At 42.2% G+C, this 13,872-nt stretch carries 8 protein-coding genes and 1 pseudogene; 5 read left to right on the top strand and 4 right to left on the bottom strand.

All coding sequences use genetic code 11. From position 1 onward, the window contains the following. Window positions 1–234 precede the first annotated feature (234 nt). The gene (locus KIH23_RS07610; protein ID WP_213212679.1) at window positions 235–1,215 is read left to right on the top strand and encodes a hypothetical protein; all 981 of its coding nucleotides are present in this window, start codon (window positions 235–237) and stop codon (window positions 1,213–1,215) included. A 135-nt stretch (window positions 1,216–1,350) separates the two neighbouring features. After that, window positions 1,351–2,718, top strand: a complete 1,368-nt coding sequence (locus tag KIH23_RS07605) for an O-antigen ligase family protein (RefSeq protein ID WP_213212677.1) — start codon at window positions 1,351–1,353, stop codon at window positions 2,716–2,718. A gap of 21 nt (window positions 2,719–2,739) precedes the next feature. On the opposite strand, the gene dnaE is transcribed toward KIH23_RS07605, so the two are convergent. The 3 genes and pseudogenes from dnaE to KIH23_RS07590 form a co-directional block, all read right to left on the bottom strand. Beyond that, window positions 2,740–7,290: a DNA polymerase III subunit alpha gene (gene dnaE / locus KIH23_RS07600; RefSeq protein WP_213212675.1), complete on the bottom strand. Its 4,551-nt coding sequence runs from the start codon at window positions 7,288–7,290 to the stop codon at window positions 2,740–2,742. A gap of 147 nt (window positions 7,291–7,437) precedes the next feature. Next, a pseudogene (locus KIH23_RS07595) lies at window positions 7,438–7,677 on the bottom strand (RNA recognition motif domain-containing protein); the annotation flags it as partial. A 118-nt stretch (window positions 7,678–7,795) separates the two neighbouring features. Further along, window positions 7,796–8,290 carry a DUF6252 family protein gene (locus tag KIH23_RS07590; protein ID WP_213212671.1) on the bottom strand — a complete coding sequence of 165 codons (495 nt, stop codon included), beginning with the start codon at window positions 8,288–8,290 and terminating at the stop codon, window positions 7,796–7,798. A gap of 217 nt (window positions 8,291–8,507) precedes the next feature. Here KIH23_RS07590 and KIH23_RS07585 point away from each other — a divergent pair, with 217 nt between their 5' ends. The 3 genes from KIH23_RS07585 (at window position 8,508) to KIH23_RS07575 (ending at window position 10,736) form a co-directional block, all read left to right on the top strand. Continuing rightward, window positions 8,508–9,104, top strand: a complete 597-nt coding sequence (locus KIH23_RS07585; RefSeq protein WP_213212670.1) for a 30S ribosomal protein S16 — start codon at window positions 8,508–8,510, stop codon at window positions 9,102–9,104. A 14-nt stretch (window positions 9,105–9,118) separates the two neighbouring features. Beyond that, on the top strand, window positions 9,119–9,643 hold the full coding sequence (gene rimM, locus KIH23_RS07580; protein WP_213212668.1) for a ribosome maturation factor RimM: 525 nt from the start codon (window positions 9,119–9,121) through the stop codon (window positions 9,641–9,643). A gap of 376 nt (window positions 9,644–10,019) precedes the next feature. Beyond that, window positions 10,020–10,736 carry a tRNA1(Val) (adenine(37)-N6)-methyltransferase gene (locus tag KIH23_RS07575; RefSeq protein WP_213212666.1) on the top strand — a complete coding sequence of 239 codons (717 nt, stop codon included), beginning with the start codon at window positions 10,020–10,022 and terminating at the stop codon, window positions 10,734–10,736. Between the two features lie 4 nt (window positions 10,737–10,740). On the opposite strand, the gene KIH23_RS07570 is transcribed toward KIH23_RS07575, so the two are convergent. Next, window positions 10,741–13,740: a tail fiber domain-containing protein gene (locus KIH23_RS07570; RefSeq protein ID WP_213212664.1), complete on the bottom strand. Its 3,000-nt coding sequence runs from the start codon at window positions 13,738–13,740 to the stop codon at window positions 10,741–10,743. Window positions 13,741–13,872: the final 132 nt, after the last annotated feature.

Below are 13,872 nucleotides of genomic sequence, written 5' to 3'. Positions count from 1 at the left end.
TGAATTGTCTGCCAAAATTAGAGATTTATTTTCAAAAGAAAAGCCTCTAAAATTACTTTTAATTATTCTGACATTAACTCAGACTATTTTTATATATTTGGGTAATCCCAATCCAAATTTTTCTTTATTTATTTAAAAATAAGATGATTTGGTGTGGGGTTTTTTTATGCGAAACTGTTAAACAATTTGGTGGGATTTTCCCAAAAATGATAACCTCAAATAATAAATAGAACGATGAATTTAGCAAAAAAAATGGCCGCCTTGATTGCTCTCTCAGGGCTAATGTTCTCGTGTAACAATGATGCTACCGAACAAACTCAAAACACAACTAATGCAAAAGCACTCGCTCGAACAACAACACCTAAACGTTATTTGTTTGATGCTACCAAAGCGCAAACCGCCGGAAATGCTGACTGGGTGATTTGTGAAAACACCAGCGGAACTCCCATAAGATTCCCGAGTCCGACGCAAACTTCAATTACAACATCAACCCCTGAAAGTTACTGGCGTGGTGGAATTTCAGCTTGGGGCGTTGCCTTAGCTGCTGAAGGGCATTATGTAGAAACCTTAGCTCCGGGTGCTGCCATTACCTACGGAAGTACCACCAATGCGCAAGATTTATCAAAGTTTGATGTTTATGTTATTGACGAACCCAACATCGCTTTTACCGCGGCACAAAAAACGGCTATAATTAACTTTGTGAAAAACGGAGGCGGGTTATTTTTAATTGCTGACCATACCAATTCAGATCGTAATAATGATGGTAAAGATTCACCTGTAATTATCAATGATTTGTTTACCAATAATTCTGTTCAAGTCAATCCGTTTGGTTTGGCTGTTGAATTAACCAATTATTCTCAGACATCTTCTAATGTGTTAAACGATGCAACAAACACAATTTTGAATGGAATGGCTGGTTCGGTAACACAACTTAAATACAGCGCAGGGGCTTCGATCAAAGTAACAACCAGCGCAAACAGTTCGGCCAAAGGTTTGATTTGGAAGACCGGACTCGCCAAAACCAGCACCACCGGAATTATGGCTGCAAGTGCAACTTATTTTAACGGACGAGTATTTTTGTTGGCCGATAGTTCTCCTGCCGATGACGGGACCGGAAACCCAAGCGACACGCTTTATGCTGGCTGGACTGAAGTTGGCGGAAACCACGCCCGACTTCATTTGAATGCCTCTTATTGGCTAGCTAAATTGCAATAAACGAAAACCGGATTTAAAGTCCGGTTTTTTTATGAACTCAACGAATCTAAAAAGAAATGTCTTCATAAAACACTAAGCAAATTTAAATTCTTGGAATGTTTGGTTATATTTGAACCAAAGAGCTATTGGGTTTCTATGATTCAAATTCAAACTTTTATAAAAAGTTATTTCCCAGACAAAATCAATTATTACTTTTTACTGCTGGCACACATTTTCTTGGGTGGTTTACTTTTCCGTTATAGGTTTTTGGGATCATTTTACGGAATAGTTGTAGTTGCTTTAGGCTTAACCTATATTTTTAGAAATAGAAATAAAAACAATGAGATACTTCAAGTTGCAGGCTATTTGGTCGGATGTGAAGTATTGCTGCGTATGACCTATGGCTTTTTGGGGTATGAATTTGTAAAATGGGCTCTGATACTATTGGCCGCTTTGGGTATTTTTTATGATGGTTTGTCAACAAAATCATTTCCGTATTGGATTTATCTTTTAGGGTTTCTTCCGAGTCTGTTCGTAAATCATAACTTATTAACTATTTCCAGATATGATTTCAACAGATTAGTCTTTGATTTATCAGGACCCATTTGCCTTGGTTTTATATCTATTTACACTTGCTGCAAGTCACTGTCATTAAGACATTTAAACAAAATCATACTTGCGCTTGGGCTACCTATTCTCAGCTGTGGAATTTATGTTTTTTTGTTTAGCCCTGACATTGACATATACCTCCGAGGAGTATGCGCAAATCCTTTGTTTTCGGGTGGATTTGGCTCAAATCAAGTATCAACCGTATTGGGCTTAGGCATGGTTGTCTTTTTTGTCAGGCTTATCATTTTCGATTTCAACAAACAACTTTTAGTGGTTCACCTGTGTATTTTTATGTTCTTGACCTATCTGTGTCTGATGACTTTTTCGCGAGGTGGATTAATTACAGCTTGTGCAGTCAGCCTTGTTTTTCTATTGGTTCTTTTTTTGGGGTCAAGACATAACTCGCGACAAAAAGCCAAAAAAGGATTGATTTACTTTATGGCAGTTTTAATTTTTACTTCGGTTTTGGTAAACATCCAAACCAATGGCCTTTTGCTCAAGCGTTACACCAATAAAAATCATCGCGGCATTGTCAGAAAAGAGCGTGTTTTTGACCGAAAAGGTCTTGCTGAAAAACAAATCAACATGTTTACCGAAAATCCAATTTTAGGAACTGGGCTTGGCAAAGGAATTGTCATAAAAGAAGAAAAAAAGATTCGCGCGTTTAGATCTCATAACGAACTAACTCGGCTTCTGGCCAATCATGGCATCATTGGGTTGATGAATATTGTAATTTTAATCGCAACACCCTTTTTTTTATTTCTAAAATCAAAACAGAATACATACTGGTTTGTTTTTTTAGCTTTTTGGTTGTTAACAATCAACCATTCTGCTATGCGAACAGCAGCACCTGCCTTTGCCTATGCTTTGGCTCTTACAAGAATCAGCCGTAAGTCCAAAACTGATTCATGCTAAAATACAAATCCCAAAAAACACCTAATTCAACTTGTAGCTCAATTGCATCTGATCGAGCTCTTGCAACAATTCTTTAGATATTTTGATTTTGAGTTTTCTGCTCGGCATTGAAAGTTTGGTCACTACTTTAAATTGCTCAATTTCTTGTGGTGTTGATTCTTCGATTTCTTCTTCAATGAGCATTTCTGCCTCTGGATTATCAGGATCATCACTTTCAACACTTACCGCTGAAACCGCAACTACAGCAGTTGGCACAGGTTGTTCTATTTTGGTTTTTACTTTCTCGATTTCAAGCACTTCAAAACTCACTTGATGTTCCCCTTTGTTGGCTTGAAACAAATTTCCAAGCAAACCGATCATATCTTGTTGCAATTCGTGAATATTGAGCTGAATCGATAATTTCTTGGCAAACGTCGGCAAGACATCGGCCAACAATTTGACTTCTTGAAATGATATGCGCGGATCAGATTTCTTGCCGGTTTCACGGTTGAGCCAGCCTTCGCGCACGTTGATTCTGAAAAACAAAAACTGATTGTTCACCAAGAAATGCCTGAACTTGAGGTAATCTTCATCAAAAATCTTGAATTCAAAACTCTCATCGTATCCTTCGAGGTTAAAAATAGCCCAGTCTTTTCCGTTTTTTCCGGTGCGGTATTGCACGCCGGTAACAATGCCTGCAAAAGTTAGATTTTTACCCACATAAGGTTCAAGACTTTTGAGCTGATTCAGACGAACATTACAGAAATAGCGCATTTCATACATGTAATCATCTAGCGGATGACCCGATATATACATACCCACAACTTCTTTTTCGCGGGCGAGTTTTTCCATGGTCGTCCAATCATCGGTAGCTGGAACTACAGGCTCTGGAATTTGCACATCGCTGCTTTCGCCAAACAAACTCACCTGCGATGAATTCTCATTTTCTTGAAATTTTGAGCCATAGCGCATTGCCTTTTCTAAAAACGTCACGCCATCGGTATCTATATGAAAATACTGCGCGCGCAACACACCATCAAATGAATCAAAACCTCCGGCCAAAGCCAAGTTTTCAAAGGTTTTTTTGTTGGCAGCGCGCAAGTCAATACGTTTGGCCAAATCAAAAATAGATTTGTATTTGCCTTTTTTGCGGTGCTCAACAATGGTTTCAACAGCATTGAGCCCGACGCCTTTCACAGCGCCCATGCCAAAGCGAATCGCGTAGTTTTCGTTAACCGTAAATTTATAGAACGACTCATTGACATCTGGCCCCAAAACCGCGAGCCCCATGCGTTTACATTCTTCCATAAAGAACGAAACTTGTTTGATATCGCTCATGTTGTTCGAAAGCACCGCCGCCATATATTCGGCCGGATAATTGGCTTTTAAATAAGCGGTTTGGTAGGCCACCCAAGCATAACAAGTTGAGTGTGATTTGTTGAAGGCATATTCGGCAAAAGCTTCCCAGTCTTTCCAGATTTTTTCGAGTTTTTCTTCGGGATGCCCTTTGGCTGCGGCTTGGCCAATGAATTTGGGCTTCATTTTATCAAGAACGTCACGCTGCTTTTTTCCCATCGCTTTACGCAAAACGTCGGCATCGCCTTTGGAGAAATCCGCCAGTTTTTGCGACAAAAGCATTACTTGTTCTTGATAAACGGTAATCCCGTAGGTGTCTTTGAGCAATTCCTCGCAGGCTTCCAGATCATATTCAATAGGTTCTTCGCCGTTTTTTCTGCGGATAAAACTCGGAATATAAGCAATCGGCCCCGGACGATAAAGCGCGTTCATCGCAATCAAATCATTGAACACCGTTGGCTTGAGTTCCTTCATGTATTTTTGCATTCCGGGGCTTTCGTATTGAAAAATCCCAACCGTTTCACCACGCTGAAAAAGCTCATAGGTTTTGACATCATCTATCGGAAATTCATCCGGATTGAGCTCAACACCCGTGCGGTATTTAACCAGTTTTACCGTGTCTTTGATCAGCGTTAGGGTTTTGAGTCCCAAGAAGTCCATTTTGAGCAATCCGGCACTTTCAACCACCGAGTTGTCAAACTGCGTCACGAACAAATCTGAATCTTTGGCGGTAGCCACCGGAACAAAGTTGGTAATATCACTAGGGGTAATGATGACGCCGCAAGCGTGGATTCCGGTGTTGCGCAAATTGCCTTCGAGCATGCGTGCCTGTTGAATGGTTTCGCTGCTCAGATTTCCTTCATAAGACAGCGAAATTAGTTCTTTGACTCGGTCAAAATCTTCGGGGCGCAAAACCTTTTTGATCTCGGGTTCTTCTTCTTTGAGAAACCTCGATAAACTCCATTTCGACGGAATCATCCCCGGCAACAACTTAGCAATTTTATCGGCTTCAAACAACGGTAAATCAAGTACACGTGCTGTATCGCGGATGGCAGATTTAGCCGCCATGGTTCCGTAAGTGATGATTTGTGCTACTTGGGTTGAACCGTATTTGTCGATCACATAATCCATGACTTTGCTGCGACCTTCATCGTCAAAGTCAATATCAATATCGGGCAACGACACACGATCCGGATTCAAGAAACGCTCAAAAAGCAAGTTGTACATCATTGGGTCAATATTGGTAATGCCCAAACAATAAGCCACCACCGAGCCTGCGGCCGAACCACGACCCGGCCCTACCGAAACGCCCATATGGCGCGCTGCGGCAATGAAGTCTTGCACAATCAAAAAGTAACCGGGATAACCCGAGTTTTCAATGGTTGCCAATTCAAAGTCAATGCGCTCTTGAATTTCAGAAGTTATCTCTGTATAGCGACGTTTCGCACCGACATAAGTCAGATGATGCAGGTATTTATTTTCGCCGCGCTTGCCTCCGTCTTGCTCGTCTTCGGCCACACGAAAATCATCGGGAATCTCAAATTTGGGCAACAAAACCTCGCGGGCCAAATTGTAGATTTCGGTTTTGTCAATGATTTCAGTGATGTTGGTAATCGCCTCGGGCAAATCGCTAAAAAGCGACTTCATTTCATCGGCCGATTTAAAATAATATTCCTGATTGGGCAAACCATAGCGATAGCCACGGCCACGGCCAATTGGGGTGTTTTGTTTTTCACCATCGCGCACACACAATAAAATATCGTGCGCATTGGCGTCTTCTTTTTTGATGTAAAAAGTATTGTTGGTAGCTACTAATTTGATCTCATGTTTTCTGGCCAAAGCTATCAATCCTTCATTGACGCGGTTTTCATCTTCTTGTTGGTGGCGCATGAGTTCAACATACAAATCATCGCCAAATTGTTGCTTCCACCAAAGCAAAGCTTCTTCGGCTTGGTTTTCGCCTAAATTGAGCAATTTGTTGGGCACTTCACCGAATAAATTTCCGGTGAGCACCATTAAATCTGATTTGTATTTTTCTATGACAGAACGATCAATACGGGGCACATAATAAAAACCATCGGTATAAGCAATTGACGACATTTTGGCCAAATTGTGGTAGCCCTGTTTGTTTTTGGCCAAGAAAACAATTTGGTAGCCATTGTCTTTTCTGGATTTATCTCGGTGATCATCACACACATAAAACTCACAACCCACAATAGGTTTGATGGTTTGCTCAGTCGGTTCTTCGCCTTTTTCAACCGCCGCAGCATTTTTGGCTTCGGCTGATTTGTTGTGGTTGATGATATCGCGCACAAAGTGAAAAACGCCCATCAAGTTGGCGTGATCGGTAATGGCCACTGCAGGCATTTTTTGTTCAATGGCCGCTTTGACCAGCGCAGGCACACTGATGGTAGATTGCAAAACCGAAAACTGGGTGTGGTTGTGCAAATGTGCAAAGGCCGTGTCAGCCAGCAATTGCTTATTTTGAGAAACATCTTTGGGCGTAACCGGAGCCACTGAAGCGCCGCCCATTTTTTGACGCAAAACATCTGACGCTTGTTTTAAGTTGAGATGTTTGAGGCCAATGGCTTCAATAGGTCGCGGATTTTTGAGTTTGAATTGCTCGAGATAATCATCAGAAACATCGAGTTCTTTGGTCGTAAAAATACCTTGACGAACCAATTCTAAAAAACAACGTGAGGTTGCCTCAACATCGGCAGTAGCATTATGCGCTTCTGAAAACGGAACACCAAATAAATAATCGTGTAACTCTGTGAGGGTTGGCAATTTGAATTTACCACCACGCCCACCGGGTAATTTGAGCAAATTGGCCGTGACTTCGGTACAAGTATCAAGCACCGGCATTTGCGCCATGGGTGAGCTTACACCCATGCGATAAAATTCGCAACCCATAATGTTGACATCAAAACCCAGGTTCTGACCCACAATAAATTTGGCTTGTGTTAATGCGATGTTGAATTTTTCTAAAACTTCAACAAGCGGTACTCCTTGCGCTTGTGCGAGTTCGGTAGAGATTCCGTGCACGCGTTCGGCATCATACGGAATGTTGAAACCTTCCGGCTGAATGAGGTAATCTTCATGCGAGATGATTTTTCCGTTTTCATCATGCAGTTGCCAAGCAATTTGCACACAACGCGGCCAATTGTTTACATCAGAAATAGGCGCGTCCCAACGCTTGGGAAGTCCGGTAGTTTCGGTATCAAATATTAGGTACATGCAGCGCTGATTTAATCAAAAAACGGACTTCAAATTTAGTCGATTCAATCTAAAAAAAGAGCGCAAGTTATCAACAAAAAGTCCGAGTAATTGACGTGTCAGCTACTCGGACTTTGAGGGTTATTTAGGTTTATTGCCTTATGAATTTTTGGCAACTGAAGGGTTTACAACAATTGAACGACCTTGAACCGTGGCGCCGTTAAGCTGTTCTATGGCCTGAGCAGCTTGTTCTTCGTTGGGCATTTCAACAAAACCAAATCCTTTGCTTCGACCCGTGAGTTTATCCGTAACAATGCGAACTGACTCGACAACTCCAAAAGCTTCAAATGAAGCGCGCAAATCTGATTCTTGAATACTAAACGGAAGGCTGGCGACAAAAATAGTCATAGAGATTAGAATTTATTTCAAGGGCAAAGATAGCCTATTTACATTGGAATTCTCGGGAAACAAACATAAAAAAAACCATCACTTTTATGATGGTTCTTGTTTTGTATTCTAAGACTTGTTATTCTAGCGGAACTTTATAAAAAACTCCGTTCTGAAAATTGACCATTTCCGGCTCTAATGAATCGGGATCGGTATTGACCGCATTAAAACGAAATGTTCCTGAAATGGTATTTCCATCGTATTGTGAAATAACTACTTCTCCGTCACCCGAACCAATACCGGTTTCATAAGTATATAAGTTTGAATTGTCTGTAAAGGTATAAATTGCCTTTCTTGTCAAAGTAGTTCCCAATGGATATTTAACAAAAGTAGCAGCATTTTTTGGGTTGATGGGCGTAGTAGGCGCCGGGATTTTAATCGCTACGGTTTCGTTCAAAGTCGAAGCTTGAATGGTGAGCTTATTTCCGATTTCAAGTATGGCTTTTGCGTTTCCTCCTTGCCAAGCTCCGTTGTCTTTATCTCCTCGGAAAACCGCGTAATTACTGACACTAATATCTTCTCCGCAAGACACCATCGAGGCAATTATGGTGAATAAAAAAAGAAATTTTTTCATTATTGATTTTGAATTTTGAAAAACAAAAATAGCTTTTTAAGTTATACAACCGACTTTTATTTTAAAAAAATAATAAGCAAGCTCAAATTCAGGCAAAAAGCCTCCAACATTGAGCAAAATAAAAAACAAAAAACCATTAGATTTATTGAATAATAATTTTATCTTTGCGCCCTCATTTAACCGAGGTCGAGTACCTCAATTTTAATCACTTAAGATTATGTCAGTAAAAATTAGATTACAAAGACACGGTAAAAAAGGAAAACCTTTTTACTGGGTAGTAGCGGCTGATTCCCGCTCAAAAAGAGATGGTAAATACCTTGAAAAATTGGGTACTTACAATCCGAACACCAACCCTGCCACCATTGATTTGAATTTGGAAAGCGCAGTACAATGGCTACACAATGGTGCTCAGCCAACTGATACTGCCAGAGCCATCCTTTCTTACAAAGGTGCTTTGTTGAAACACCACCTTGACGGAGGCGTTCGCAAAGGAGCTTTAACACAAGAGCAAGCTGATGCTAAATTGGCGGCTTGGTTAGAGTCAAAAGTAGCTAAAGTGGATGCTAAAAAAGATGGTTTGTCAAAAGCGAAAGCCGATGCTAGAGCCAAAGCTTTGAAAGCAGAAAAAGAAGTAAATGAAAAACGCGCTAATGCTGCTGTTGAAGCTGCCGCTGCTGCTGTAGCTGAAGAGGCTGCTGAGGAAGTTGCTGTTGAAGCGGTTGCTGAAGAAGCTGCTGAAGTAGTTGCAGAAGAAACTGCTGCTGAAGAGGCTCCTGCTGCTGCAGAAGAAACTTCTGAAGAAGCTGAAGCGTAATTATTGCTGCGATAATGCGTAAAGAAGATTGTTTCTATTTAGGTAAAATCGCGAAAAAATTTAGTTTCAAAGGCGAAGTCTTAATCTATTTGGATACCGACGAGCCCGAGCTATACGAAAACATGGAATCAGTGTTTGTTGAACTCAACAACCATCTGGTTCCATTTTTTATTGAGCATAGTTTGTTGCATAAAAACGATTTGTTGCGCGTGCGTTTTGAAGACGTAAAAAACGAGCAAGAAGCCGATGAATTGGTGGGCGCCGAGGTTTACCTTCCGCTTAAGATGTTGCCCAAACTCACCGGCAACAAGTTTTATTTTCACGAAGTGATTGGTTTTACCGTTACCGATCAGCGCCTGGGAAAAGTAGGCACGATTCAGAAAATTCTCGACAATACCGCCCAACCGCTATTTCAAATTGAGCACGAAGGCCAAGAGATTTTGATTCCGATGGTCGATCACTTCATCATCAAGGTTGATCGCTCGGCCAAAAACATCCTGCTCGATGTTCCCGAAGGCCTCATTGAGATGTATCTTTAATGGATTTTAAGACTCCAAGACTTTAGGATTTTAAGATTTTTCAGAAGCCGGGAACCTGCTGTTCGCTGTAGTCCTCGCTGCGCTGCGGGCTGCCGCTACCATCAGGGCTAGGGGTTTAGTGTAACCTGAAATATTTGTTTAAAATGATACATTTTGAAGATACCTCAAGTCCACTGGACTTGCTCCTCTTAATATCACCCGAGGCAAGGCCGAACTGAGCGAAGCTAAATCATCAGGGCTAGGGCTTCCTGTTCACCACAAAAATTTGACTTTAAGACGAGCCCGCGTGAGGGATCGCAGCAGTAAGCCCGCAGTGCAACGAGGACTTATCGCGTAGCGCCCGACCCGCAGGGGCACGCCCAAAAAAAATAAAACCATGAGTACATTTCAGTTTAAAAAATTCAGCATAGAACAGGACCGCTGCGCCATGAAAGTGGGTACCGACGGCGTTTTACTCGGCGCGTGGACTCCGCTGGAGCACCAACCTTACAACATTCTCGACATTGGCACCGGCACCGGACTCATTGCGCTGATGCTGGCCCAACGCTGCGATGCTGAACAAATTGATGCGCTCGAAATTGATGCCGACGCTTTTGAACAAGCGGTAGAAAATTTTGAGCAATCACCGTGGAATGATCGTTTGTTTTGTTTTCATGCGTCGCTCGATGATTTTATGGACGACTTGCAAGACGAAGCATATGACTTGATTGTTTCGAATCCGCCGTTTTATACCGAGCAAGTTTCGTCGGGCAATGCCAGCCGTGACTTGGCCCGTCAAAATGCTTCGTTGCCGTTTGAAGATTTGTGCGAAGCTTCGGGAATTTTGCTCTCAGAAGTGGGCATCTTGGCGGTGGTTATTCCGTTTAAAGAAGAAGAAAAGTTTTTGCAATTGGCGGCTGAAAATGCGTTGTATCCGTATCAAATAACCCGCGTCAAAGGAACACCCGAAAGCGAAACCAAACGCAGTTTATTGGCTTTGGGTCGCGATGCGCAGAGAATTCCTGAAGTTGATGAACTGGTTTTAGAAACCCGGAGACAGCTTTATACCAATGAATATATACAGCTGACCCGGGATTTCCTTCTCAAACATTAACTACTTATTTTTTTATTTTTTCAATCTCTGAAAGAATGTAATCTAACTTTTCTTGTTGCACCGCAAGTTGGGTTTTCAACAATTCGTTTTCTTGTTGCAGCTTTTGGTTTTGCATGTCGAGTTCCTGAAGAGCATTGATGGAAGCTATGAGAATCGGATGCAAATCAAAGTTCAAATAACCATCAGCATCAGTACCGACAGCTTCCGGGAATAACGGCTGAACTTCTTGTGCCAAGAACCCGAACGCCTCTTTGCTGAGTACTTTGGGATCAAATGTTTTTTTATCGGTATTTTTATAATGATAGCGAACAGTTCTCAACTGACGAATCTCTGACAACCCTTTTTGATAGGTACCATGTACTTCTTTGAGCCGCGCATCTGAAGGAATTGTCCAGGTATTTGAAGTGGGTTTGCGACCTTCGTTAAGCGAAAGTTCAAACTGTCCGCCCGGTGCTGCGGTTCCGATGCCAACGTCACCTGCCGAAGTGATGGTCATGCGCGTAGTATTTCCTCCGGCTCTAAACTGTAAACCGAGTGTGCTTCCTACGTTATTGGCTATGATGCCTGAATGTATGGCATTGAGATTAGAGCCAAACAAAATGCCGGTTTCACTCGTGGATGGCGTTAAAAAATGTTGGTACGTTGGACCGTTGCTTTCCAAAACAATATCAGAACTGCCCAGTGGTGTGCCGCCGCTGCTTCCGGTAGAAACATGCAAAGCGCGAATTGGCGCGGTAGTTCCAATGCCTACATTAGTAGACACCAAAGATCCGTTAACGCCATTTATGCTACCCAAAACTAGCGAATTACTGGTATTAACTTGTGCTAGATTTCCTATTGCTGTGGCATTAGTCAAATTCGCTGCACCTACATCGGCGTTAAACCCAAGCAGTGTATTTCGAGCTCCAGTGGTGTTAGTGCTTCCCGATTGATTTCCGACAAATACATTAAAATTCCCAGTAGTATTCTGACTGGCAAAAGCACCAAAAATAATATTGCTATTTCCGGTGCTGTTTAATCCTGCGGCATAACCTATATAGGAATTGTCATCTCCAAATGTGCCATTGGCGCCGGCCAATCTTCCCAGAAAAGTGTTGTCTTGCCCCGTTGCATTGGCGAAACCGGCACGTTCCCCGATAAAAGTATTGTAATCGCCTGTGTTTACTACTCCACTATTGACGCCAAAAAAAGTATTGTTTAGCCCTATTTTACCAGATGAAATATTATTCCTTCTGAAAACCAAATCTACATTATCAATAGTTCCTAAGAAATTAGTGGTAGCGTTCGTACCTGTATTCCCAAGCAATCCCCAAGCATTGTTCGAGGCATTTTGCCAAGTTGCGGTTCCATTAACATCAGAAGTTAAAACTTTACCTGCCGCTTGGTTACCATCGACCATACGGATGTTGCCTACTACGTGAAGACGGCTAGCTGGCGTGGTGGTTCCGATACCCACATTGGTAGAGGCAGTAGCAAAGTTGACACCGTTGATACTCCCCAAAACCATTGAATTACTGGCCCCCACAGCGGCATAAGCACCTATGGCTGTGGCGTTATCAAGGTTGCCACTCAAAACATCTGCTTGAAAACCAAACGCTGAATTATGTATACCGGTCGTATTTGTAATCAGAGATGCTCGACCAAAGCCCGAGTTTCTTCCTCCGGTGCTGTTCTGTGTCAATGAAAAACAACCAAAAGCAGAGTTCCCAAAACCAATAGTGTTGGCATCAAGACTATTATATCCAAAACTGGCATTCTGGATACCATCAGTAATTACACTCAACGAACTATTTCCAAAAGCAGTGTTTTGGGTGGCGCCAGGATTAGGCGACACCAATGAAAGAAGACCAAAAGAAGTATTGAGGCTAGAAATTCTTCCCGAAACAGAATTATTTCGTTTAAAGACCAAATCTTGATTATCTGCGGTTCCGATGTAATTGGTGGCTGGGTTGGTTCCAGAATTTCCGGTGAGCGACCAACTGTTTGACTGCACATACTCTTTGGTCACCACTGCCTTTCCATCAGCAGCAGAAATCATCGCGTTGGTGGTAGATGGCAAACGTGTAAGTCCGTTTTTTAAAACAATCATGGCGTCACTGCGTTCGGCAGTATCCACAAAAAAATTGGCGTTGGTGTCAATGGCATTTCCGATGACAAAAAGTCGATCGGTGCTGTTGGCTGCTCTAAATTGATTGACTCCATTCGTTGAAGGAGTATAGGTGGTGGCACCAATTCCAAAAACAGTTTCTCCGTAACTAGAGGCGATACCCGAATCCCCAAAAGCGGTTGAAAGATATCCATTAGCTTGGGTAATGAAACCAGCAGCAAAGGTGTGGGCATTGGCTGATTTAGTACCTAATCCAAACGCGGTAGCATCAGATCCGCTGGCTTCAGAAGACCAACCAAAAGCCGATGAATACGAACCGCTTGCAGTAGTTTGATTTCCAAAAGCAACAGATTCAAATCCTAAATTCACATCATCCCATTCGTTGGCAGTCACTCTACCAGCTCTAAAGGCTGCTTTTCTAGGATTCCAAAACATTTTGGTTCCGGCACCAGTTGGCGCCAATGTTCCTGAGTTATAGGTACCGTTTACCACCAAACCGTCAGTTCCGTTAATGGTTACAGCTCCGGCATCGGCCGTGATGGTTTTTCCGTTTCCGGCACCGCCAAAATCATAGGCTTGATCGAGCGTTCCGACATTAGCTCCCATGATTGGCTTCCAATCAATTGTTGTGTTATCCCAATAATAAAATCCGGGCAAATCAGTTCCTGATGCAGTGGTTAAATAAACCATCATTCCTTGTTGTGCCGCCGTAGGATTCGTAGCCGGAAAAACGTTGACTTTGGGAATGATTAATCCGTCGATATTGGCCGGAGCAGCTTCGTTGCTGGATTTGATTTCTAATTGGGCGTTGGGTGTGGTGGTATTAACACCCACTTGTGCACGAAGGGAAAACGCACACAAAAGCGCACATACGGAGAGCAAAATTCTAAAGTTCATACCTAATTGTGTCCTGTTTTGAGAATGAAGTAAAATTCTCTTTTTCAGGGCTTTGACACAATACGATATTGAGCGTACACAAAAGTGTTGTTCAACTGATTTTTTGAGCTATTGACCGATAATTAAATAAAA

The organism is Flavobacterium sp. CYK-55 (assembly GCF_018413465.1).
In the GTDB taxonomy this organism is placed as follows: domain Bacteria; phylum Bacteroidota; class Bacteroidia; order Flavobacteriales; family Flavobacteriaceae; genus Flavobacterium.
Note: the sequence above shows the minus strand (reverse complement) of the source record. Positions and strands in the feature narration are given on the sequence as shown.